23 protein-coding genes are annotated in these 21,932 nt (G+C 68.3%); 15 read left to right on the forward strand and 8 right to left on the reverse strand.

The window, feature by feature from the left end:
* Positions 1–35: 35 nt before the first annotated feature.
* Entirely contained in the window at positions 36–800 is a 765-nt protein-coding gene (locus FE263_RS14380) for a prepilin peptidase (RefSeq protein ID WP_138326728.1), read from the forward strand.
* Positions 801–805: 5 nt separating this feature from the next.
* Here FE263_RS14380 and gspG read toward each other — a convergent pair whose 3' ends face one another.
* Complete coding sequence (gene gspG / locus FE263_RS14385; protein WP_138326729.1) at positions 806–1,237, reverse strand: type II secretion system major pseudopilin GspG; 432 nt, start codon at positions 1,235–1,237, stop codon at positions 806–808.
* Positions 1,238–1,312: 75 nt separating this feature from the next.
* On the opposite strand from gspG, the gene FE263_RS14390 reads away from it, so the two are divergent.
* Positions 1,313–1,768, forward strand: a complete 456-nt coding sequence (locus FE263_RS14390) for a lytic transglycosylase domain-containing protein (RefSeq protein ID WP_338086730.1) — start codon at positions 1,313–1,315, stop codon at positions 1,766–1,768.
* Here FE263_RS14390 and FE263_RS14395 read toward each other — a convergent pair.
* On the reverse strand, positions 1,751–3,364 hold the full coding sequence (locus tag FE263_RS14395; protein ID WP_240759734.1) for a glycosyltransferase family 4 protein: 1,614 nt from the start codon (positions 3,362–3,364) through the stop codon (positions 1,751–1,753). The genes FE263_RS14390 and FE263_RS14395 overlap by 18 nt on opposite strands.
* Before the next feature lie 161 nt (positions 3,365–3,525).
* Between FE263_RS14395 and FE263_RS14400 the strand changes: the two genes are divergently transcribed.
* Positions 3,526–3,921, forward strand: a complete 396-nt coding sequence (locus FE263_RS14400) for a hypothetical protein (protein ID WP_138326732.1) — start codon at positions 3,526–3,528, stop codon at positions 3,919–3,921.
* A 57-nt stretch (positions 3,922–3,978) separates the two neighbouring features.
* Positions 3,979–4,482, forward strand: coding sequence for a YciE/YciF ferroxidase family protein (locus FE263_RS14405; protein ID WP_138326733.1), 504 nt, complete (start codon positions 3,979–3,981; stop codon positions 4,480–4,482).
* 24 nt (positions 4,483–4,506) lie between these two features.
* Here the strand turns inward: FE263_RS14405 and folD are convergent, their stop codons facing one another.
* Positions 4,507–5,406 carry a bifunctional methylenetetrahydrofolate dehydrogenase/methenyltetrahydrofolate cyclohydrolase FolD gene (folD, locus tag FE263_RS14410; protein WP_138326734.1) on the reverse strand — a complete coding sequence of 300 codons (900 nt, stop codon included), beginning with the start codon at positions 5,404–5,406 and terminating at the stop codon, positions 4,507–4,509.
* 63 nt (positions 5,407–5,469) lie between these two features.
* On the opposite strand from folD, the gene FE263_RS14415 reads away from it, so the two are divergent.
* Positions 5,470–6,525, forward strand: coding sequence for a threonine aldolase family protein (locus tag FE263_RS14415; protein WP_138326735.1), 1,056 nt, complete (start codon positions 5,470–5,472; stop codon positions 6,523–6,525).
* Positions 6,526–6,605: 80 nt separating this feature from the next.
* Positions 6,606–8,300: a methyl-accepting chemotaxis protein gene (locus FE263_RS14420; protein ID WP_138326736.1), complete on the forward strand. Its 1,695-nt coding sequence runs from the start codon at positions 6,606–6,608 to the stop codon at positions 8,298–8,300.
* A 3-nt stretch (positions 8,301–8,303) separates the two neighbouring features.
* On the opposite strand, the gene yjfF is transcribed toward FE263_RS14420, so the two are convergent.
* From yjfF to ytfQ, 4 genes are read right to left on the reverse strand one after another with little or no spacing between them, the layout of a single operon-like run.
* Complete coding sequence (gene yjfF / locus FE263_RS14425) at positions 8,304–9,278, reverse strand: galactofuranose ABC transporter, permease protein YjfF (protein WP_138326737.1); 975 nt, start codon at positions 9,276–9,278, stop codon at positions 8,304–8,306.
* On the reverse strand, positions 9,278–10,255 hold the full coding sequence (locus FE263_RS14430; protein ID WP_138326738.1) for an ABC transporter permease: 978 nt from the start codon (positions 10,253–10,255) through the stop codon (positions 9,278–9,280). The genes yjfF and FE263_RS14430 overlap by 1 nt, the downstream gene beginning before the upstream one ends.
* A gap of 1 nt (position 10,256) precedes the next feature.
* A complete protein-coding gene (locus FE263_RS14435) occupies positions 10,257–11,771 on the reverse strand; it encodes a sugar ABC transporter ATP-binding protein (RefSeq protein WP_138326739.1) in 1,515 nt (504 codons plus the stop codon).
* Between the two features lie 27 nt (positions 11,772–11,798).
* Entirely contained in the window at positions 11,799–12,755 is a 957-nt protein-coding gene (gene ytfQ / locus FE263_RS14440) for a galactofuranose ABC transporter, galactofuranose-binding protein YtfQ (RefSeq protein WP_138326740.1), read from the reverse strand.
* A gap of 204 nt (positions 12,756–12,959) precedes the next feature.
* Here ytfQ and FE263_RS14445 point away from each other — a divergent pair, with 204 nt between their 5' ends.
* The 9 genes from FE263_RS14445 to FE263_RS14485 all read left to right on the forward strand — a co-directional run bounded on the left by FE263_RS14445 (position 12,960) and on the right by FE263_RS14485 (position 21,281).
* Positions 12,960–13,865 carry a sugar phosphate isomerase/epimerase family protein gene (locus tag FE263_RS14445; RefSeq protein WP_138326741.1) on the forward strand — a complete coding sequence of 302 codons (906 nt, stop codon included), beginning with the start codon at positions 12,960–12,962 and terminating at the stop codon, positions 13,863–13,865.
* 8 nt (positions 13,866–13,873) lie between these two features.
* Entirely contained in the window at positions 13,874–15,358 is a 1,485-nt protein-coding gene (gene xylB, locus FE263_RS14450; protein WP_240759629.1) for a xylulokinase, read from the forward strand.
* A gap of 29 nt (positions 15,359–15,387) precedes the next feature.
* A complete protein-coding gene (locus tag FE263_RS14455) occupies positions 15,388–16,929 on the forward strand; it encodes a helix-turn-helix transcriptional regulator (RefSeq protein WP_138326742.1) in 1,542 nt (513 codons plus the stop codon).
* A gap of 156 nt (positions 16,930–17,085) precedes the next feature.
* Positions 17,086–17,883, forward strand: coding sequence for a YsnF/AvaK domain-containing protein (locus FE263_RS14460; RefSeq protein WP_138326743.1), 798 nt, complete (start codon positions 17,086–17,088; stop codon positions 17,881–17,883).
* A 26-nt stretch (positions 17,884–17,909) separates the two neighbouring features.
* The gene (locus FE263_RS14465; protein WP_138326744.1) at positions 17,910–18,257 is read left to right on the forward strand and encodes a PepSY domain-containing protein; all 348 of its coding nucleotides are present in this window, start codon (positions 17,910–17,912) and stop codon (positions 18,255–18,257) included.
* A gap of 45 nt (positions 18,258–18,302) precedes the next feature.
* Complete coding sequence (locus FE263_RS14470; RefSeq protein WP_205880393.1) at positions 18,303–18,953, forward strand: general stress protein; 651 nt, start codon at positions 18,303–18,305, stop codon at positions 18,951–18,953.
* An 81-nt stretch (positions 18,954–19,034) separates the two neighbouring features.
* Positions 19,035–19,565 (forward strand): hypothetical protein, encoded by a 531-nt coding sequence (locus FE263_RS14475; RefSeq protein ID WP_138326745.1) that lies wholly within the window; start codon positions 19,035–19,037, stop codon positions 19,563–19,565.
* 61 nt (positions 19,566–19,626) lie between these two features.
* The gene (locus tag FE263_RS14480; protein WP_171034119.1) at positions 19,627–20,040 is read left to right on the forward strand and encodes a DUF421 domain-containing protein; all 414 of its coding nucleotides are present in this window, start codon (positions 19,627–19,629) and stop codon (positions 20,038–20,040) included.
* Between the two features lie 20 nt (positions 20,041–20,060).
* The gene (locus FE263_RS14485) at positions 20,061–21,281 is read left to right on the forward strand and encodes an alpha-hydroxy acid oxidase (RefSeq protein ID WP_138326747.1); all 1,221 of its coding nucleotides are present in this window, start codon (positions 20,061–20,063) and stop codon (positions 21,279–21,281) included.
* Positions 21,282–21,284: 3 nt separating this feature from the next.
* On the opposite strand, the gene FE263_RS14490 is transcribed toward FE263_RS14485, so the two are convergent.
* On the reverse strand, positions 21,285–21,908 hold the full coding sequence (locus FE263_RS14490) for a YoaK family protein (protein WP_138326748.1): 624 nt from the start codon (positions 21,906–21,908) through the stop codon (positions 21,285–21,287).
* Between the last annotated feature and the right edge of the window lie 24 nt (positions 21,909–21,932).

Here is a 21,932-nt window from a genome sequence, read left to right on the forward strand (position 1 = left end):
GCGGCAGTCAAGTGCAAGCCTTCAGATATGAACGAATGCCCAGGATACTGGCGCTGCTGAGCGAGAGCTTCCTGGCCCTGCTGGTGTCGCCCGCGATCGGCAGCTTCCTCGGCGTCCTGGTCCGCCGCCTGCCGTCGGGGCGGCCGGTCGCGCTGGCCCGCTCCGGGTGCGAGCATTGTGGCCGGGTCCTGGGCGCGGCCGAGCTGCTGCCACTGGTGAGCTACGCCTGGCAGCGCGGACGCTGCGTGGGATGCGGCGCGCCGATCGGCTGGTTCCATCCCGCCATCGAGCTGGCTGCGCTGGCGGTCGCGGTGGTGATGGTGCCGGCAGCAGGAGGCGACGGCCTGACCCTGTGGGCCGGATGCGGGCTCGGCTGGACCTGCCTGACGCTGGCGCTGATCGACCTGCAGCACCAGCGGCTGCCCGACATCCTCACCCTGCCGCTGCTGCTGGCCGGGCTGGGGGTGTGTGCGCTCGGCACGCCGGACCGGCTCGCCTCGAACGCGCTGGCGGCCTGCCTCGGCTGGCTCGGCTTCCGGGCGATCGCCCTGCTCTACCGGCGCCTGCGCGGGATCGAGGGGCTGGGACAGGGCGACGCCAAGCTGCTGGCGGCGGCAGGGGCCTGGGTCGGGCTGGCCATGCTGCCGCTGGTGATGGGAGGCGGCGCCTTCCTCACTTTGCTCTGGGTGCTCGGCGAAGCAGCCTGGCGGCGGCGGATGCCTCCACCGCAACGCAGGCTACCATTCGGCCCCGGTCTTGCGGCAGCCTGCTTCGCGGTCTGGCTGCTGACAGCGACCTGAGGACGCTACTTGTTGCAGATCGCGGTATCGGAGCTGGCGTTGTTGTTCGGTCCCGGCGAGCACAAATCATAGTCGTGGTCGGGCCGGTCGGACGGTGCGCGATACACGTAGGGGTGGTTCCACGGATCGAGCGGCACGCTGTTGCCCTTCACGTACGGCCCGTTCCAGTTCTCGGCATCGGACGGCTTGGTCACCAGCGCCTGCATGCCGTCCTCGGTGGTCGGATAGTTGCCGACATCGAGCTTGTAGGTGTCGAGGATGGAGCCGATGCGCTCGATCGACTGCTTTGCGATCGACACCTTCGCACCGCCGAGTTGCCGCAGCACCGCCGGCGCCACCAGGCTGATCAGCAGGCCCAGGATGGCGATCACCACCAGCAGCTCGATCAGGGTGAACCCAGCATCCTGCCGCCGGTCGACGGGACGACGCTTAGACATCGCGATCATGCTCGGGTAGAGGCTGCTTGGAAACGTCTGCAGCAGGCGCCGGCTGGCAGCCTCCCGGGGGATGTGGTGGTACCGTACGTTGCCTGCATGGCGCTGGTCGCCTCGCTCTATCACCTGCCGCCGCGCGTGCTGCCCTCTATCCAGGCGGTCGAGGGCGGCCAGCCGGGTGTGCTGCACCACAACAGCGACGGGACCCTAGATGTCGGTGTGATGCAGATCAATACGCGCTGGCTCGGACCGCTTTCGCGCTACACCGGCACGCCGCCGACCGAGGTCTTCCTGCGCCTGCGCTACCGGCCCTGCTACAACATCGCCGCGAGTGGTGCGATCATGCGCACCTACCTCGACGAGGCGCATGGCAACCTGCTGCTGGCAGTCGGCTACTACCACTCGCACACCATCGAACTGAACCTCGCCTACCGCCGGCAGGTGCTGAACTCGGCCCGGATGCTGTTCATGCGGCCCGGCCGAACCGACCGCCTGCGCTACGCCAGCCACGAGGCCTCAGTCCCGCCCGGCTGACGCTGCGGCAGCGGCGGCGATTGGTTCGGCACCGCCCTGGCCCTCGGCAAGCGCCTGCAACACGCCACGTGCGGACTCTTCCCACGTTACCGGCCTGAACTCCCGGCGTACCCGCTCCGCCCAGGCTTCGGTCTCCTCCGGGTTCTCGATGGCGTGGCGGATCACGTCGTAGGCCTCGTGGGTGTTCTCCGGGTCGAAGTAGCGCGCGAGGTCGCCGCCGGCCTCGGGCAGCGAGGTCGCGTTGGAGATGATGCAGGGGCGGCCGAACGACAGGCTCTCGGTGACCGGCAGGCCCCAGCCCTCGTAGAAGGACGGGAACAGGGTGAAGCGGCAGCCGGCATAGAGCTGGCGCAGTTCCTCGTCGCTGGGGTCCTCGACCAGCACCAGCTTGCCGTCGAGATAGTCCGCGTTGTGGATCTGTTGCATCAGGTCGCTGACCAGCCAGCCGACCCGCCCTGCAAACACCAGTGTGGGAACCCGGTCCGGCGGCAGGTCCTCGACCAGCCGGCGCCAGACCCGGAACAGCAGCATGTGGTTCTTGCGCGCCTCGATGGTCGAGACGATCAGGGCATAGCTGCCGGCCTGCGGCAGCCGCCGGCGGGCGGGCTCGGGGGAGGCGGCGCCCGGCCGGGAGGGATGAGCAGGCTGTGGCGCGGCATCGCTGAAACCGGTGCCGATCGGGATCGGCGACGGCGTCCGGCGCAGCCGGTAGCCGGCCCGCTTCGCCTCGATCTCCAGGTCGCCGGCGCTGGCTTTGGAAATGGTCAGCATCACGTCGACCAGTGGGAACACCGCGCCGGTCCACTCCTTGAACCGCAGCACCAGGTTGTGGTCGCACCATTCCGGTCGGCGCACCGGGATGATGTCGTACACCAGCAAGGCGAACCGCAGACCCCGGGTACGCTGAGCCTTGTCCACGATCTCGGCGTAGTAGGGATGGAACCAGGGCGATCCGAGCACCAGCAGGATATCGCCGGGAGCGGTGGCGGTCTCGAACGCGGCCGGCTCGAGACCAGCTGCCCCGCCGACCGGCATGCCCGGGCCGAACGGGGCGGTCCCGGCCGCCACGCCGGACGCCGGCCCGCCCCTCCCGCCCGGGCCCGGCGATCGTGGCTGGCGCAACCGGCGTGCCAGGCGCGTGGCACGGGTGCCGCCGGCCCAGGCCACCGCGCTGCCCAGATGGACCAGCGCCCGCCCGGCCTCGCGCTCGGCCTTGAACAACGCGACCAGCGGATTGCGCAGGCCCTCCGGCAGCCGGTAGGCGATCCGCCGCAGCTTGCTGTCGGCAAGCTTCTGCCCCGGCTGCTGGCGAGCATCCACGATCCGCAACTTCGAGGAGGCCGACCTGGACGTATCCGGCCGGGTGCCGGTCAGCTTGTCGTGCAGCTGCTCGAGCTGCGCATACGGGATGGCGACGAACGATTGCTGGGTCGCGGTGTGCCGTACGAAGCGCACCCGCTCGCGCGACTCCGGCAGGGTCGCGAGCGCCCGGCACAGCTCGAACTCGATGCGCTGGATGCCGCTCGGACGCGGGTTGGCGGCCGCGTACTGGAACAGATCCTCGACGTCGATCCAGATCTTGCTGTGCCCGGCCATGCTGTCCAACAACAACTTTCCTCGTCCAATCTGTGCCGCGGCAACGGCGTAGCGCCGCCCGCGGTCGGCCTTGCGGAGCCGGCAGGTTACGATGAGCCCTGCTACACCCCTGGCCGATCTGCTAGCAACGGCCCGACCACCACGCCCGTACGGAACGCCAGATGCCTGATCCCTCGACGACTTCCGGTCGGCTGCCCGGCGCGGCCGGAGTGGCCGCCCTGGCCCTGCTGGCCGCGACCCTGGCCGGCTGTGCCCCGCCGGCCTGCTCGCAGCCCGACGTGATCAGGTTCGTGAACCGCACCGCGGCCTCGCACGATATCGGCTCGCTCGGCCTGCGCGGGCAGGTCGCCCAGCAGGACGTGCCTGGACGGCCGCTGGCGCAGTGTTCCGCCTGGATGCTGCAGCGCAATCCGCTGCATCGGACCGGCGACGCACAGCCACCGAACGTGCTGGTCGCCCGCACCTACACCGTGCGGCCGGTCGCCCAGGGCTACGAGGTGCGCGTGCAGCCGGTCTCGCCGCTGGCCTTGACCATGTATCCGGCGGCAACACGATAAGGTGTGCGAACCGGCTCAGGCGGGGTTCGTTCCCCGGAACTCTCAATGGAGGTTCCGATGGGCCTGTTTACCAAGCCGATCAAGACACTCGAAGACCTGCTCGTGCATCTGCTGCAGGACATCTACTACGCCGAGAACCAGATCACGAAGGCGCTGCCGACGATGATCGGCCGTACCACCAATCCACACCTTCGTGCGGCCTTCGAAAGCCACCTGCACGAGACCGAAGGCCAGATCGGGCGTCTCGAGCAGGTGTTCCGGATGCTCGACGTAGAGGTCAAGGGCGTGACCTGCGAGGCCATCGACGGCATCCTTACCGAGGCGAAGCACGTGATGTCGGATATTGCCGATCCGGACGTGCTGCAGGCGGCGATGCTGGCCTCGGCGCAGGCCGTCGAGCACTACGAGATCGCACGCTATGGCACCATGATCGCCCTGCTGCGCCAGCTTGGCCGGGCCGATTGCGGCAGCGTGCTGGAGCAGACGCTGGCCGAGGAGAAGGCCACCGACGAGAAGCTCAGCAAGCTGGCGACCGCCGAAGTCAACCGCGAAGCTGCCTGACCGTCTTCCGGCCGGGATCGCCGCTCAGGCGGCCCGGCCGGTGTTGCGGCCTGCCCATTGCCGCCTGGCTGCATGCAACGTGTTGCTGAGCAGGCAGGCGATGGTCATCGGCCCGACCCCGCCGGGCACCGGCGTGATGCGGCCGGCGACGCCAAGGGCCTCTTCGAAGACGACATCACCGACCAGCTTTGTCTTGCCGCTGCCGGTCGGGATGCGGGTTATGCCGACATCGATGACGGTGGCGCCGGGCTTGATCCAGTCGCCACGCACCAGCCCTGGCCGGCCAGTCGCGACCACCAGGATATCGGCTCGCCGGGCATGGGCAGCGGTGTCCACCGTATGGATATGCGCGGTCGTCACCGTGCAATCGGCGTTGAGCAGCAGCTGGCTCATCGGCCGGCCAACCAGGTTCGATCGTCCGACCACGACGGCATGCAGACCGCTCAGGCTACCGAGTTCGGCTTCGAGAAGCAGTAGGCAGCCGAGCGGCGTGCACGGCACCAGGGCTGGATGCCCGAGGGTTACCCGCCCGACATTGACCTGGCCGAGCCCGTCCACGTCCTTGGCCGGATCGATCGCGTCCAGCACCAGGGTGCTGTCTATCGATGGCGGCAGCGGCAGCTGCACCAGGATGCCGTGCACGTCGGGATCGGCATTCAGTCGCGCGACCAGGGCCAGCAGCTCGGCCTCGGAGGTGTCGGCGGGCAGGGTGTGCGCGAACGAGCGCATGCCGACCGAGCTTGTCTGCCGGGTCTTGTTGCGGACATAAACCTCGCTCGCGGCATCGGTCCCGACGAGCACGACGGCGAGGCCCGGCACTTGCCCCTGCTCGCGATCCAGCTGCGCGACCTCGGCGCTGACCCTGGCGGTCAACGCGGCGGCATGCTGCTTGCCGTCGATCAGGCGGGTGTCGATGGTGCTCATGAGATAGGCCTGTTCGGAAGTCGCTCCTGAGGCGGAGGCGAGGTCGGGCAGCGGAGGAACGAGATGACTGTGATACGGAAGAACTTCGGCAGCGACAATGTCGGGCCTGCCCACCCGCAGGTCGTGCAAGCCATGCTCGAAGCCAACCGGGGGGCGGTTGCCTCCTATGGCGGCGACCCGTGGACGGCCCGTGTCGGGACGCTGATCGACGAGATCTTCCAGACCGAGACGACGGTGTTCCCGGTGGCCACCGGGACCGCCGCCAACGCGCTTGCCCTGTCGGCGCTGGTGCGGCCGTTCGGCGCAATCGTCTGCGACGAGGTGGCCCACATCATGAACGACGAGGCGGGTGCGCCGGAATTCTTCACCGGTGGCGCCAAGCTGCTGACCTTGCCGAGCCCGGACGGGCGCATGGACCCGGAGGTGCTGCAGGCCACCCTGGCGCGCCGGCGGATCAGCGGCGTGCACCAGAGCCCGGTCGAGGCGATCAGCCTCACCCAGGCGACCGAGTGGGGCACCTGCTATCCCGTCTCCCGGATCGCGGCGCTGTCGGCGGTCGCCCGCGAGAACAGGCTGCATGTGCACATGGATGGCGCACGTTTCGCCAACGCGATCGACTTCCTGGGCGCCACGCCGGCTGCGGTGACTTGGCAGGCCGGGGTGGACGTCCTGTCGCTCGGAGCAACCAAGAACGGCGCCATGGCGGCGGAAGCGGTGGTGTTCTTCAACCGCGACCTGGCGCGGGAATTCGCCCAGCGGCGCAAGCGTGGCGGCCATCTCTGGTCCAAGCAGCGGTTCCTGAGCGCACAGCTTACCGGCTACCTGGAAGGCGGCCTGTGGCTGCAGAATGGCGCCCGTGCCAATGCGGCGGCCCTCCGGTTGTCGCAGGGCCTGGCTGCCCTACCCGGTGTCGCGGTCGTGCAGCCGACCGAAGCCAACGAGGTATTCGCAGCGTTGCCCGAGCCGCTGGTCGTGCGCCTCGAGGCGGCAGGCTACGGCTTCTATCGCTGGGCGAGATTGCCCGGGGATGGCGGGATCGTGGTGCGGCTGGTGTGCGCCTTCGATACGACCGAGGCGGATGTCGATGCCCTGCTGGGCAAGATCCGCCGGGACGAGTGATGCCCGGCATATTGTTCGAAACGACTTGGTAACTAATCTGGTGCATCACTCCGGTGTTGAATAGACACCCGGGGATCATCATGCAGGCTTCCATCGTGCGCACCGGATCGGTGCACGGGCAACGCTTCGTATTCGGGCTGGGTGCGAAGCTCACGGCGGGCTTCTTGACCCTGACGGTTTTGTCGCTTGCCCTGGGCTTGTTCGAGCTCGACAGGATGAGTTCGATCAACGCAGGCAACGTGGCGCTGCAGGACAACCTGGTGCCGAGCATGAAGTGGCCCGCGCGCCTTGTTATCGGGCTCGAGGACTCCAGGCGTTACGAACTCAGGAGTGCCAGGGACCCGGCGGGGTCCGCCGAACGCACCGCCGATGCCGCCGGGGCGAGGGAGGCGATGGCGGCGGTCGAGGCCAGCCGGCACAGCATGGAGCCGTTCATAGATGCCGGCGAGGAGCGGGCTGCCTACGCTGAGTTTGATAGGGCGTGGCCGATCTACCGTGCGGCTGCGGAGGCCTCGCTGGCTCAGACAGGGACAGCAGTTGCGCCGCCGGTTGCGTTCGAGACGCCGCTGGGTCTCGCGAAATCAGACATCGAATACAATGACAGGATGATGCATTCGGCCGGGCAGCTCGGACGCGGACTGTACGAAGACACCCGCATGCTCTCGATCGGCGGCGTCATCGCAGTCCTGCTGCTGAGCCTGTTGGTTGCCTTCATCCTGATCCGCCACATCAGCCGTCCCATCTCGGCCATGACCGCCGCCATGCGACGGCTTGCCGACCGCGACGGCAGCATAGAAGTTCCGAGCCTCGGGCGCGGGGACGAGATCGGCGGCATGGCTGCCGCCGTGCAGGTGTTCAAGGACAACATGATCAGCGCCGATGCGGCGGCCTCGGAGCAGGATCGCGAGCGTCAGGCGGTGGCGCAGCGTACCGCACGGGTCGAGCAGCTGGTCGGCGATTTCGAACGCCAGATCGGCGGCACCGTGTCGGCCCTGGCGGCAGCCTCGACGGAGATGGAAGCGACCGCGCGCTCGATGAGCGGCAATGCGGAGCAGACCGACCGGCAGGCAACCGCGGTGTCCCGCGCGGCGCAGAGTTCGGATGCCGGCGTGCAGACCGTGGCGGCGGCGTCGGAGGAACTCGCCTCCTCGATCAGCGAGATCAACCGCCAGGTCTCGGCGTCGGCCTCCCTGACCGCAAAGGTCGTGCACAGCATCCGGCAGACCGACACGACCGTGCGGGCGCTGGCGGAAGCGGCCGCGCGCATCGGACAGGTGGTCGACCTCATCAACAACATCGCCAGCCAGACCAACCTGCTTGCCCTGAACGCGACCATCGAGGCGGCGCGCGCCGGCGACGCCGGCAAGGGCTTCGCGGTGGTGGCCTCCGAGGTCAAGAACCTGGCGCAGCAGACCGCGAAGGCCACCGGCGACATCGGCGGCCAGATCGCCCAGGTCCAGCAGGCGACCCACGGGGCGGTCGAGGCGATCAAGGAGATCGCGATCCTGATCGAGGAAGTCGGCGCCATCACCACCTCGATCGCCGCCGCCGTCGAGCAGCAGGGTGCGGCCACCGGCGAGATCGCGCGCAACGTGCAGGAGACCGCGGTCAGCACCCGCACCGTCACCGACAACATCGCCGGCGTCAGCCGCGCCGCCAACGAGACCGGCGCCTCGGCCGGACAGGTGCTCGATGCCGCCGGCGGACTGTCGCGTCAGGCGGAGACGCTGTCCTCGGAAGTGGCGAGCTTCCTCACCTCGGTGCGGGCCGCCTGAGGCTCAGGCCGCAACCGCCCTGGTGCCGCGTGCCGACAGGATGGCCAGGCCGCGCTGCAGGGCGATGAAGCCGAACAGCAGGATGCCGACGGCGATCTTGGTCCACCAGCTGCTCAGCGTGCCGTCGAAGGTGATGTAGGTCTGGATCAGGCCCTGGATCAGCACGCCGACGAAGGTGCCGATGACGTAGCCCTGGCCGCCGCTGAGCAGGGTGCCGCCGATCACCACGGCGGCAATGGTGTCGAGCTCGACACCGGTCGCCGCCAATGATGAACCTGCCGACGTGTAGAACGAGAACACGATGCCGGCGAGGCCGGCGAGGCCGGACGACAGCATGTAGATCATGATGGTGGTGCGTGCGACCGGCACCCCCATCATCTCGGCCGAGACCCGGTTGCCGCCCATTGCATAGACGTTGGCGCCGAAGCGGGTGCGGTGCGCGATCACCATGCCGACCGCCACGACCGCCAGCATGATCATCGCGATCACGCTCAGCTTGCCGCGTCCCGGCAGGTCGATCGCATACAGGTAGAGGTGCTGGTACAGCGGGTGGCTGATCGGGATCGAGTCCGTGGTCAGCACGAAGCACAGGCCCCGCGCCAGGAACATGCCGGCCAGCGTGGTGATGAAGGGCGGGATGCGGAAATAGTGGATCAGCGCACCCATGCCGGCGCCGTAGCCGGCGGTGATCGCCAGGATCGCCGGGAAGGCGAGCCAGGGCGAGACGTGGTGGCGCTGGATCGCGAGAGCCAGGAAGACGCATGTGAAGGCGATCACCGAACCCACCGAGAGATCGATGCCGCCCGAGATGATCACGAAGGTCATGCCGACGGCGACGACGCCGAGGAAGGCGTTGTCGGTCAGGGTGTCGCCCAGCACCAGGGTCGAGGCGAAATGCGGGAACTCGAGCGAGCAGGCCAGCGTGCCGGCAAGGAACACGCCGACGGTGATCAGCAGGGGAACCAGGCTGCCGCGCATCAGTCGCGCCTCCGCACCGATTGCAGCAGCAGCACCGCCATCACCACCACCGCCTTCACGATCAGGTTGAATTCCGGCTTCAGGCCGGACAGCAGGATGCCGGTGTTCATCGCCTGGATGATGATCGCACCCGCCACCGCCAGCGGCAGGCTGAAGCGGCCGCCCAGCAGCGAGGTCCCGCCCACCACCACGGCGAGAATGGCGTCGAGCTCCAGCCACAGTCCGGCATTGTTGGCGTCCGCACCCTGGATGTCGGCGGCGGCGATGATACCGGCGATCGCGGCGCACAGGCCGCTCCAGACATAGGCCGCGATCTTGACGACACGCGCCGAGACGCCGGCATAGGCGCTGGCGCGCTCGTTGGCGCCGACCGCCTCGATGAACAGGCCGAGCGCGGTGCCGCGCACCAGCAGCGTGGTCAATGCAAAGGTGCCGGCGGCGATCAGGATCGGGACCGGGATGGCGAGCAGCGCGCCGGTGCCGAGGGCGATCAGGCCGCGATCGTCGAAGGTGACGATCTCGCCGGCGGTGATGAGCTGCGCGATGCCGCGTCCGGCGACCATCAGGATCAGGGTGGCGACGATCGGCTGGATGCGCAGCAGCGCCACCAGGATGCCGTTCCACAGGCCGCACAGCAGCCCGGCGCCGAGGGCGGCGGCTACCACCAGCACCAGCGGGGTGCCGGCGTTGATTAGCGTGGCCGCCACCGCGCCGGAGATCGCCATCACCGCGCCGACCGAAAGATCGATGCCGCCGGTGGCGATCACCAGCGTCATGCCGAGCGACAGCAGCACCACGGGTGCCCCGCGGTTGAGCACGTCGATGACGCTGCCGAACAGCCGCCCGTCGACCATCCGGATGTTGAAGAAGCCGGGGAACACCAGCCAGTTGCCGAGGAGCACGGCGGCGAGTGCGGCAAGCTGCGCGCTGCCGGGAATGTTGGTCAGGCGGGTCAGCCTGGCGGAGGTGGCGCTCATGTCAGGCGGCGATCGTGGTCATGATCTTGCTGGTGGTGACGTCGCTGCCCGACAGCTCGGCCACGTGCGCGCGGTCGCGCAGGATGACGACCCGGTCGGCATAGGCGGTGATCTCGTCGAGCTCGGACGAAATCACCAGCAGCGACAGCCCGTCCGCGCACAGCCGTTCGATCAGCCGGATGATCTCGGCGTGCGCCCCGACGTCGATGCCGCGCGTCGGCTCGTCGAGGATCAGGAAGCGCGGCTCGGTCACCAGCCAGCGCGCCAGCAGCGCCTTCTGCTGGTTGCCGCCGGACAGGAACTGGATGGCGCGCTCGGCGTCCGGCGTGCGTATGTCGAGCATCCGGATGTAGCGCGCGGCGATCTCGTCGGTCTGGCGGCGGGGCATCCGGCGCAGCCAGCCGCGACGCGCCTGCAAGGCGAGGATGATGTTCTCGCGCACCGACAGCGAACCGACGATGCCCTCGGTCTTGCGCTCCTCCGGGCAGTAGCCGAAGCCGCGACGGATCGCCTCGCGCGGCGAGCGGATGTGCGTCGGCTTGCCGTCGATGGAAACCAGCCCGCGGCCGCTGCCGGTCTCGGCGCGCTCGATGCCGAACACCAGCTTGGCGGTCTCGGTACGGCCGGAACCGAGCAACCCGGCCACGCCGACGATCTCACCGCGTCGCACCGAAAGATCGAATGGCGCCATGTAGCGGCGCTTGCCGTACTTCTCGAACCGCACCAGCGTCTCGCCGGCTTCGTTCTCGGGTTTATGGCGGTGCAGGGCGGTCTCGGACAGCTCGTGGCCGAGCATCATCTGCACCAGGTCGATGCGCGGCAACTCGCGCGTGAGGCGCTCGGCGACGCGGCGGCCGTTGCGCAGCACGGTGATGCGGTCGGAGATGGCGTAGACCTGGTCGAGGAAGTGGGTGACGAACACGATGGCCATGCCGCGCTCGCGCAACTGGCGCATGACGTCGAACAGCAGCGCCACTTCCTGGGTGTCCAGGCTGGCGGTGGGCTCGTCCAGGATCAATACGCGGGCGGACAGGTCGACAGCGCGGGCAATGGCGATGATCTGCTGCACCGCGACCGAGAGCTGGCCCAGCGGCGCCGCGACGTCGATCTTCAGCCCGTACTTGGCCACGATCTGGGCGGCCTGTTGGCGCATCCGCCGCTTGTCCACGAAACCCAGCCGCATCGGCTGACGACCCAGGAACAGGTTGTCGGCGACCGACATGTTCCCGAGCAGGTTGACCTCCTGGTAGACGGTGCCGATCCCGAGCGCCGTCGCCTGGATGACGTTGGCGGGCGAGATCTCCTGGCCGTCGAGCACGAAACGTCCGGAGTCTCGTCCGGTAAGGCCGGTCAGCACCTTGATCAGGGTGGACTTGCCGGCGCCGTTCTCGCCGAGCAGGGCATGCACCTCGCCGGCGTACAGATGCAGGTCGACCGCGTCGAGCGCCCGCACGCCGGGGTAGGTCTTGGTCAGGCCCTCGATGGAGAGCAGGGGCTTGCGTTCAGGAACCTGCATAGCCCCCGCTTCCCTGGCGGCCTGTCCTCAGTAGAGAGGCGCGCGACGCTTGTACTCGGCGGCAGCGGTCGCCGGCGTGTACAGGGTGGACGGCGTCTTGATCCACTTCTGCGGCTCGGTGCCGTTGCTCTTCAGCGCGATCAGCGCCTTCAGCGCCGGGCCGGCCATGTCGGGAGACAGTTCCACGGTGCCGTTGGCCTCGCCGTTGGCCATCGCCTTGAACATGTCAGGCACGCCGTCGATCGACACCACCAGGATGTCCTTGCCCGGCTTCAGCCCGGCTTCCTTGATCGCCTGGATCGCGCCGATGCCCATGTCGTCGTTATGGGCAAACACCGCGCAGATGTTCTTGCCGCCATCCTCTGCCTTGATGAAGCTCTCCATCACCGTCTTGCCGCCGGAGCGGGTGAAGTCGCCGGACTGGCTGCGCACGATCTTCATGTCGGGATGCGCCGCGATGGCTTCCTCGAAGCCCTTCTTGCGGTTGATCGCCGGGCTGGAGCCGACGGTGCCCTGCAGCTCGACGATGCGGCACTTGTTGTTGGTCAGCTTGGCCAGGTGATCACCGATCATGTGGCCCTCGAGGACGGTGTCGGAGGTCACCGCGGCGGTGTAGAGCGTCGGATCGCTGGTATCGATCTGCCGGTCGAGCAGGAACACCGGCACCTTGGCGTCGCGCGCCTCGCGCAGCACCGAGTCCCAGCCGGTGGCGACCACCGGGGCGAGCAGGATGCCGTCGACGCCCTGGGCCACGAAGGAGCGGATCGCCTTGATCTCGTTCTCCTGCTTCTGCTGCGCGTCGGAGATGCGCAGGTTCACCTTGTCCTGGTGGGCTCGGAGCTTGGCGGTCTTGGTCTCGGCGGCGCGCCAGCCGGACTCCGAACCGACCTGCGCAAAGCCGACCACCATTTCGGCGGCCTGCGCGGTGCCGGCGGCGGCCATGATGCCGAGCGCCGTGACTGCCGCAATCCTGTTGAGCTTCATGACGTTTCCTTGTTCCCCTGCTCGAGCCCCGTCTCCGCGGCGCGTCCGGCAGCGCAACTATTTGTCTGACAAACCAGTGCTGTCAAGCGGAGTTTGTGGTGCACCCCTTGACCGCGACGACGCCGCGCCGCTGATATCGCCGACATAAAAAACGCGGGTCCGGGGCCGGACGCCTCCAACCGCCACAGGAGAGGACGCGATCCCATGGACAATCCGGTCACGAACAAGCTGGGCGTTCACGCCTTCGTCTGGACCGCAGGCTGGAATCGCCAGGACGCCGCCTATGCCATCGGCCAGACCGCGGAACTCGGCTACGACCTGATCGAGGCGTCGGTGATGGACTTCACCACCGTCGACGTCGCCGAAACCCGGCGCGAGCTCGAGCGCAGCGGCATCGGCATCACCATGTCGTTCGGCCTGGACGGCTCCATGGATATCTCGAGCGAGGATCCCGATCGCATCAAGCGGGGCGAGCGCCAGCTTGCCGAGACCATCTCGGTGGCGCGCGATCTCGGCGCCACGCATCTGTGCGGCATCCTGTATTCGGCGTTCCAGAAGTATGCGGTGCCGCCGACCCAGAAGGGGATCGAGAATTCCATCGAGGTGATCCGCCGGGTGGCGAAGCAGGCGGCGGCGAGCAACATCATCCTCGGCATGGAGGTGGTGAACCGCTACGAGACCAACATCCTCAACACCGCAGCGCAGGGCGTCGAGTTCTGCAAGCGCGTCGGCGAACCGAACGTCAGGGTGCATCTCGACTGCTACCACATGAATATCGAAGAAGCCGACGTTGCCGCCGCGATCGTGCAGACCGGCGAGTACCTCGGCTATTTCCACACCGGCGATTCCAACCGCGGCTATCTGGGGTCGGGCTCGATCGAGTTCGGCAGGGTATTCCGTGCCCTGGTGGCGTCCGGATATGCGGGTCCGATCACCTTCGAATCGTTCTCCTCGGCGGTCGTCGGCCAGCCGCTGGAGGGCATCCTCGGCATATGGCGCAACCTCTGGGATGACGGGCGCGATCTGGCGCGCCACGCCAAGCTGTTCACCGAGGCGCACCTGAAGGCCGCGCAGGAGGCGGCCCGGCGGCGGCCGACAGTGCTCGGCTGACATCGCGCGTGACCACCGCCGGCGCGGTGTTCCTCGGCATCGACCTCGGAACGTCCGCGGTCAAGGCGTTGCTCGCCGACATGGACCAGGCGGTCGTGGCGACGGCTTCGGTGCCGCTGGCGACCTCGAGGCCGCGACCGGACTGGTCGGAGCAGTCGCCGCAGGACTGGTGGGCGGCGGTGGGCGAGGTTGTCGCCCGGCTGCGGCGGGCGGCGCCCGATGCCATGGCGCAGGTGCAGGGCGTCGGCCTGTCCGGGCAGATGCATGGGCTGGTGCTGCTGGATGCGGAGGGCGCCGTCCTGCGCCCCGCGATCCTGTGGAACGACAGCCGCGCCGCCGACGAGGCCGCGCAGCTCGCATCGGATCATCCGGACCTGGCGGACCTCGCGGGGGTGGCGCACTCGACCAGCTTCTGGCCTGCCAAGCTGCTCTGGCTCGCGCATCACCAGCCGGAGATCCTCGGCCGCACCCGGCACATGATGTTGCCGAAGGACTATCTCCGCTGGCGCATGACCGGCCGCTACCAGACGGACGGCTGCGACGCCGGCGGGACGGCCCTGCTCGACGTGTCCCGCCGCGACTGGTCTGCACCGATCATCGAGGTGTGCAACGTGGACCGCGCCGTGCTGCCGGAGATCGTCGAGGGCAGCCAGGCCGCGTCGCTGCTTGCCCCGGAGATTGCCGCCGCGTGGGGCATCTCGACGGCGCGCGTCGTCGTTGCCGGCGGCGGCGGCGACAGCGCGACCGGCGCGATCGGCATCGGGGCGATCGCGGACGGCGACGCCTATATCTCCCTCGGCACCTCGGCGCAGCTGTTCGTCACCACCGATCGCTACCGTCCGGCGGTCGAGGCCGGCGTGCAGAGCTTCGCGCACGCCCTGCCCGATCGCTGGTTCCAGGCCGGCGCGGTGCTGAACGGCGCCAGCGCCCTGGCCTGGGCGACACGCCTGTTCGGCGAGGCCGATCCGGCCGCGCTGCTCGCCGAGGCCGAGGCCAGACCGGCGGGTCCGGGCCGGCTGCTGTTCCTGCCCTACCTGACCGGCGAGCGCTGTCCGCATAACGACCCGTATGCCCGCGGCGTGCTGTTCGGCCTCACCCCCGCCTCGTCGCGCGCCGAGATCGTGCAGGCCGTGCTCGAAGGTGTCGCCTGCAGCCTCGCCGACGCGCTCGCCTGCCTGGCCCGGGCCGGCACCGTCATCGAGGAGGCCGCGATCGTCGGCGGCGGCGCACGCAGCTTGTTCTGGACCCGGATCATCGCCGACGTCGTCGGACTGCCGATCGTACGCTACGCCGGCAGCGAGACCGGACCGGCATTCGGCGCCGCCCGGTTGGCGCGCCTCGCGGTGACCGGCGAGCCGACCGAGCAGGTCTGCGGCAAGCCGCCGGTGCTGGACCGCACGCTCCCGGATCCCGCCCGCCACGCCGCCTATGGCGTTGCCCTGTCGCGCTTCAGGTCGCTGTACGGCGCGCTGCGCAGCGAGTTTCGAAACTGAACCGGATGCAGCCCGTGCGTTGCAGCCGCATGTCCGGAACCATTCCCGCCGAACAGACGCACCGCGCCCAGCTGCAGCAGATCATCGTCGGCCTCACCGACGGCGTGATCATGCTCGGTCCCGACCGCACCATCGCCTGGGCCAACGAGGCGGCACTGGCCATGCACGGCGCACACTCGCTCAAGGATCTCGGCGGCACCGTCGCCGGCTACCGCGCCGCCTTCACGCTGCGCTACCGCAGCCGGCAGCGGCTGGCGGCGAGCGACTATCCGATGCATCGGCTGCTCGCCGGCGAGGCGTTCAACGAGCTCGTGGTCGAGGTGGTCCCGTCCGGCGAGGCCAATGGCGGCGGCCGGCACTGGGTCCACCGCGCCCGCGGCCTGGTGCTGAGGGACCAGGCCGGAGGGCGCGACTGCCTGGTGCTGATCCTGGAGGACCTCACCGAGCAGTATGATGCCGAGGAGCGCTTCGAGCGTGCGTTCGGTGCCAACCCGGCGCCGGCCATCATCGTGCGTCTGACCGACATGCGCTACGTCAAGGTGAACCAGGGCTTCCTGGAACTGACCGGTCATAGCAGGGGCGCGGTGATCGGACGCTCGATCCACGAGATCGACGTGCTGCACGGCGCCACCCACCGCGAGACCGCGATCCGCCACCTGCATGCCGGCACCACCATTCCGCAGATGGAGGCCTGCCTGAAGCTGGCCGACGGCAGCGAACGGTTCGTCATCGTCGCCGGGCAGCCGATCGAGGTCGGTCACGCCGACTGCATGCTGTTCAGCTTCGCCGACCTGCACGCACGCAAGCGCGCGGAGGACACGCTGCGCCACAGCGAGGCCCGGTTCTCTCTGGCCTTCCGGATGGCGCCGGGGCCGATGGCGATCATGGCGCTGGATGGGCTGCGCCTGCTGGATGTGAACGATGCCTTCACCGCCGCCACCGGTTGGCGCCGCGAGGAGGTGATCGGCCGTGGCGAGGCCGAGCTCGAATTATGGGGCAGCGGCGACGCGCGTGCCGAGGTGGGCAAGCTGGTGACCCATACCGGCAGCTTCCGCGGCCTGGATGTCGAGCTGAGAACCCGCGATGGCGGCTACAAGGACTATCTGCTTTCCGCCGAGACCGTCACCATCCACGACCAGCCCTGCCTGCTGACGGTGATGGTCGATATCACCGAGCGCAAGCGCACCGAGGTGGAGTTGCTGGCGGCGGTCGAGGCGGTGATGCACGACACCTCATGGTTCGGACACCGCATCGTCGAGAAGCTGACGACGATCACCCGCACGCGCACTTCGCCGAAGGCCGCCCGCGAACTTGCCGCTCTCACGCCCAAGGTGCGCGAAGTGCTCGACCTGGTCGCAGCGGGCCACCCGGACGACGCGATCGCCAGCAGGCTCGGCATCAGCCGGAACACGGTGCGCAATCACCTTGCCGTGATCTACCGCACGCTCGACGTGCACCGGCGCAGCGACGTGGTGATCTGGGCACGGGAGACCGGGCTGCCGGCTTCGCGCAAGCCCGTGCAGAACCGGCAGAATTCGAAACAGCCGACGCGCCGCCTGGTGCATGAATAGTATTTCATGGTACTTCCAGACTAGAGCGTTGCAGCAAATCTGACAGAATTCGGCCTGTTTTCTTTTAGAACTTTCCCTCCCAGTTTGCTTTCACGCCGGCACACAGGAAGCCTGGCGACCGACTGTGATCTGCAATCTGCGAGGAGACACCCACAAATGACCGATGAGACAATCGTAGCCGTATTCGACGAGCCCGCGCACGCGGAGGCCGCCAAGCGCGATCTTCTGGCGGCCGGCATTCCTGCCGAGGCGATCAGCCACTATGCCGGCTCGACCACCGAGGCGCGTTCGGCCTCCACGGTAGCGCCAGCACAGGAGCAAGGCTTCTGGTCGCGTCTGCTCGGTGGCGAGCCCGACCATCATCCGTCCGTGTTCGACCGCAGTGTCGAGAGCGGCTCAACCGTGCTGACGGTTCGCACCCCGGCGCAGCACGTCGAGTCCGTCGGCGGAATCCTCGAGCGTCACAACCCGATCGATCTCGACGAGCGCGCCGGCGCCTATGGTGCGACGCAGGACGCACCGGCACAGGATTACCGGAGCACGGCTGCGCCGGTCGCCACCCGCGGCGAGGATGCCGCCTCGTTGCAGTTGTCCGAGGAGCGTCTCGAAGTCGGCAAGCGGCTGGTCAACCGCGGCACCACGCGGGTGCGTCGCTACGTTACCGAGATCCCGGTTGAGCAGCAGGTCAGGCTGCATGACGAGACCGTCGGCATCGAGCGCGTTCCGGTCACCGATGGCCGTCCGGTATCCGAGGCAGCCTTCACCGACCGGACCATCGAGATGACGGAGAGTTCGGAAGAGGCAGTCGTCGGCAAGACCGCGCATGTCTATGAAGAGGTCGCGCTGCGCCGCCAGGAAGCCGAGCGGGTCGAGACGGTGCGCGACACCGTGCGCCGCGAGGATGTCGAGGTGACCGAGGCTCCGGATACGCTTCGTACTCCGAAGAAAATCTGAAATCCGGTTGCACAAGGAATATGCCCATGAGATCCATTCCTCTCGCCCTGGCGGCCGCGCTGATCGCCACCGCCGCCTCCGCCCAGACCACTACGAACAACGGCGCCGCGACGAACAACGGCACCGCGGCGGCAAGCGGCGACAACAACCAGGCGGTCGCGACGACCAGCGCCGATGCGCCGCAGCCTGCGCATGGCGCCAACTCGTTCAGCCATGGCGAGGCCCGCCGGCGCATCACGGCGCACGGCTTCCAGAAGGTGGCCTCCCTGCACAAGGACGCCAACGGCGTGTGGTGGGGCCAGGGCATGAAGGACGGCCAGCAGGTTCGCGTCTGGCTGGATTACAAGGGCAACGTCGGCCAGCAGCAGCCGTAACGCAGACGCCTTCCCGCATCGCAACCCCAGCATCAGGAGGCCTGCATGGCCATTCGCACGTTCACGCATCTCTACGACGACTACGCAGAAGCCGAGCAGACTGTGCAGGCGCTGGAGGCGGCTGGCGTGCCGCATTCCGACATCAGCATCGTGGGCAACAATGTCGATGACCGCCACGCCTCGACCGGCCGCACGGCCACGACGGGCACGACCGCCGGCACGGTCGCTCACGACGCGATCGCCCACGATGGAGAGCCGAACCGTGCGGCGACCGGCGCCACTACCGGCACCCTGGTCGGCACCGGCGTCGGCCTGTTGACCGGGCTCGGCCTGCTGGCGATCCCGGGCGTAGGCCCGGTGGTCGCAGCCGGCTGGCTGGTGGCGACGGTGACCGGTGCCGGCATCGGAGCTGCCGGCGGCGGCCTGCTCGGCTCGCTGGTGCATGCCGGCGTGCCTGAGGAGCACGCCCACGCCTACGCAGAGGGCGTGCGGCGCGGCGGCACGCTGGTCAGCGTGCGTGGCGATGATAGCCAGGCGGTCACCATCGAGGAGATCCTCGCCGGTCGGCAGGTCCGGGCAGTCGATCTCGACACCCGTCGCGCCGACTTCCGCACCGGCGGTTGGGATCGCTTCGATGAGACCTCGCCACACTACACCGCGGAGCAGCTCGACGCGGAGCGTCGCCGCCGCGTCTAGCAGACCGCGATAAAACGCCGCAGTCCGGGCAACCGGGCTGCGGCACGCGGGTTCGACCGCTGCTTGCTACCGGTGGATGAAATGCGCGGCGCCGATCCCGTGAATAACGAACTTGAGGTTGGCTTCAATGCCGATTTCGAGAAGCGCTGGCACGGCGCCGAACTTGTCGGCCGCGTATTGATGATGATGTTCGTGTTGGCGGCGGTTACCGGACTGCTCGGAAACGGTCCACTCGACCATCACACCCTGCTTTCCTCGCCCGAAGCGCTACCGGCCGACTCGCGGCTCGCCATCGATTACGAGCCCGCGGTGCGCTATGGCACCGGCACCCAGATCACCTTCCATCTTGGCGCGCGGTCCGGAGCAGATACTGTCCGGCTGTTCCTTGGGTCGAACATCGTGGAGCCGTTCGGTCTGCAACAGATCGCGCCGCAGCCGCAGCGATCGGTAGCGACCCATGACGGGATGGTGCTCACCTTCCCGGTGCCGCCCGGCGCGTCCGACGTGCTGGTCCGGGTGATGGCAAAACCGGGCACCGTCGGGCCGGTGGGACTGCTGGCGCGCGAAGACGACGGCGTCGAGCTGCGTTGGCGCCAGTGGGTGCTGCCATGATCGTCACCCGGGGGACACCCTCATGAGCGTCGTGATCAGGGCCGCCATTGCCTACTGGACGTTGCTGATCGCGGTGCGCCTGATCGGCCGCCGGACCGTCAGCCAGTTGGCGCCGTTCGATCTGATCGTGTTGTTCCTGTTCGCCGGTATCACCATCACCGCGGTAATTGGCGAGGATCATTCTTTCGTTGCCAGCTACAGCGCGATCTGCACGATCGGCCTTATGCATATCCTGGTCTCGATCCTGAAGGGTCGATACGACTCGTTCGGCCGGCTCGTCGATGGAACGCCGGTGGTGGTCTTCGAGCGTGGCCGCTGGCATGAGAACCGCATGAAGCGCCTGCGCGTGCAGCGGCCGGATGTGATGTCCGCAGCCCGCCAGCGTGGTCTGCAGCGGCTTGACCAGATCAAGTATGCAGTGGTCGAGCGCGATGGCAAGGTATCGGTGATCGAGCAGGAAGAGCCTCCTGCCTGAGCGTTACCCGAGGATCTGCCATGCCTGCTGATGCCGCGACCGCCAATCCCCTCACGCACCGTTCGGAGTTCGCCTCCGGGCTTCGTCCGCGTCGCCATCGGCATCTCCTTCGGCACGTGCTCAACCTCGAGGATTTCGAGCGCATGGTCGAGCACAGGCTGCCGCGCGCGGTCTTCGGCTATGTCTCCGGTGGCGCCGAGGCGGGGGTGACGTACCAGCATAACCGCGAGGTGTTCGCGCAGTGGCGCTTCATCACCCGCATCCTGCGTGATGTCTCGCGGCGCAGCACCGCCACCACCCTGTTCGGGCGCACCTACGCCGCACCCTTCGCGATCGCCCCGATGGGCGCCTCTGCAGTGGTCGGATACGATGCCGACAACCGGATGGCGCGGGCTGCGATGGATGCCAACATCCCGTTCATCCTCAGCGCCAACTCGATCACGCCGCTCGAGGAACTGGCGCAGACCAATCCACATGCCTGGTTCGCGGCCTACCAGAAGCCGGCGGCCGAGAATATCCAGGCCATGTGCGAGCGTGTCGCGGCGGCTGGATACGACGTGTTCATGCTGACCGTCGATGTGCCGGTCGGCTCCAACCGCGAGAACAACATCCGTACCGGCTACACGATGCCGTTGCGCCCGACGCCGCGGCTGGCGCTGGACGGTCTCAGCCACCCGCGCTGGCTTGCGGGCACCGGACTGCGCACTGTGCTGAAACGTGGCGTTCCGGCGATCAGCAACATCGATCCGACGCAGCGGCCGACGATCTTCTCGCGCACGCTCGGTGGCGTCACCGGCCACGCCGCCTTTGCGTGGGAGCAGGCGGAACTGATCCGGCGCCACTGGAAGGGCCGCTTCGTACTCAAGGGCATCCTGTCCAAGGAGGATGCACGCATCGCGCGCGAAAGCGGCGTGGACGGCATCGTGGTGTCCAACCATGGCGGCCGGCAGCTGGACGGATCGGTGTCCCCGATGGACGTGTTGTCGGAGATCCGCGCCGAGACGGGCGACATGACGGTATTCGCCGATAGCGGTTTCCGACGTGGCACCGACGTGCTCAAGGCGTTGGCGCTCGGCGCGCATTGCGTCCTGATCGGCCGGCCGTTCCTGTTCGCGGCGGCACTGGCGGGGGAAGCCGGGGTGGAGCACGCCATCAAGCTGCTGAGCCGCGAGATCGATACCGACATGGCGCTGCTGGGCGTGAGCGCGGTCGACCAGGTCGATGCCAGCGTGCTGCGCTGAGGATCAGTCCTCCGGCAGCAGCAGCGCCACCGGCAACATCGCCGCCGGGACCAGAAGCGGCAGCGCGAGGTGCGTCTGGCAGAGCACGCCGAGTGCGCCGCCCACCACATAGGCCAGCCAGAGCGACGGGACGATGACGAGGGCGACCCGGTCGCCGTCGTCCCGGGGATCGCGGCGGATCCACTTGGCAAACGCCTGTGAAAGCTTCTGCAGGTCGCCGGAGATGAAGCTGGTATTCAGGCTCTGGCCGCCGAACCGGGAAAACACTGCGTTCTGCGCCCCGAGCGCCACCGACAGCGAGAGGACGTTGAACGGCTTCGGAAGGAACGCCGCCAGCACGATGACCAGGGTAGCCAGCAGCACCGCGACCGCCCGGCCAGCCCGCTCCCGCTGCCCCGGCCGGTGCAGCAGCCGGGCCAGCAGCAAGCCCGCAAAGAAGCACAGGATCGCCGTCGCCTTGTAGCCGGCGCTCCACCAGTGGCCCTGGGCGAGGGCGATGCCAAGCAGGGCGGTGTTGCCGGTCATCTGGGCTGCGAACAGCCCGGTCTGCAACCAGCCCAGCGCATCGGACAGGCCGGCGATCAGGGCCAGCCAGGAGGCAAGCCAGGCAGGGTGGCGCAGGGTCATGGCCGGCTGCTGCCTACATCGTGC

It is taken from the genome of Lichenicoccus roseus (assembly GCF_005844085.1).
Classification (GTDB): Bacteria; Pseudomonadota; Alphaproteobacteria; order Acetobacterales; family Acetobacteraceae; genus Lichenicoccus; species Lichenicoccus roseus.

Bases quoted from the DNA above. Each gene is read 5' to 3' on its own strand.
- FE263_RS14430 (WP_138326738.1), bottom strand. From the start codon at position 10,255: ATGAGCGCCACCTCCGCCAGGCTGACCCGCCTGACCAACATTCCCGGC.
- FE263_RS14405 (WP_138326733.1), top strand. From the start codon at position 3,979: ATGGGCCTGTTTACCAAGCCGATCAAGACACTCGAAGACCTGCTCGTG.
- FE263_RS14465 (WP_138326744.1), top strand. From the start codon at position 17,910: ATGAGATCCATTCCTCTCGCCCTGGCGGCCGCGCTGATCGCCACCGCC.
- FE263_RS14420 (WP_138326736.1), top strand. From the start codon at position 6,606: ATGCAGGCTTCCATCGTGCGCACCGGATCGGTGCACGGGCAACGCTTC.
- FE263_RS14445 (WP_138326741.1), top strand. From the start codon at position 12,960: ATGGACAATCCGGTCACGAACAAGCTGGGCGTTCACGCCTTCGTCTGG.
- FE263_RS14460 (WP_138326743.1), top strand. From the start codon at position 17,086: ATGACCGATGAGACAATCGTAGCCGTATTCGACGAGCCCGCGCACGCG.
- FE263_RS14475 (WP_138326745.1), top strand. From the start codon at position 19,035: ATGCGCGGCGCCGATCCCGTGAATAACGAACTTGAGGTTGGCTTCAAT.
- FE263_RS14395 (WP_240759734.1), bottom strand. From the start codon at position 3,364: ATGGCCGGGCACAGCAAGATCTGGATCGACGTCGAGGATCTGTTCCAG.
- ytfQ (WP_138326740.1), bottom strand. From the start codon at position 12,755: ATGAAGCTCAACAGGATTGCGGCAGTCACGGCGCTCGGCATCATGGCC.
- gspG (WP_138326729.1), bottom strand. From the start codon at position 1,237: ATGTCTAAGCGTCGTCCCGTCGACCGGCGGCAGGATGCTGGGTTCACC.
- FE263_RS14435 (WP_138326739.1), bottom strand. From the start codon at position 11,771: ATGCAGGTTCCTGAACGCAAGCCCCTGCTCTCCATCGAGGGCCTGACC.
- FE263_RS14455 (WP_138326742.1), top strand. From the start codon at position 15,388: ATGTCCGGAACCATTCCCGCCGAACAGACGCACCGCGCCCAGCTGCAG.
- FE263_RS14415 (WP_138326735.1), top strand. From the start codon at position 5,470: ATGACTGTGATACGGAAGAACTTCGGCAGCGACAATGTCGGGCCTGCC.
- FE263_RS14470 (WP_205880393.1), top strand. From the start codon at position 18,303: ATGGCCATTCGCACGTTCACGCATCTCTACGACGACTACGCAGAAGCC.
- FE263_RS14490 (WP_138326748.1), bottom strand. From the start codon at position 21,908: ATGACCCTGCGCCACCCTGCCTGGCTTGCCTCCTGGCTGGCCCTGATC.
- FE263_RS14485 (WP_138326747.1), top strand. From the start codon at position 20,061: ATGCCTGCTGATGCCGCGACCGCCAATCCCCTCACGCACCGTTCGGAG.
- FE263_RS14380 (WP_138326728.1), top strand. From the start codon at position 36: ATGCCCAGGATACTGGCGCTGCTGAGCGAGAGCTTCCTGGCCCTGCTG.
- yjfF (WP_138326737.1), bottom strand. From the start codon at position 9,278: ATGCGCGGCAGCCTGGTTCCCCTGCTGATCACCGTCGGCGTGTTCCTT.
- FE263_RS14400 (WP_138326732.1), top strand. From the start codon at position 3,526: ATGCCTGATCCCTCGACGACTTCCGGTCGGCTGCCCGGCGCGGCCGGA.
- folD (WP_138326734.1), bottom strand. From the start codon at position 5,406: ATGAGCACCATCGACACCCGCCTGATCGACGGCAAGCAGCATGCCGCC.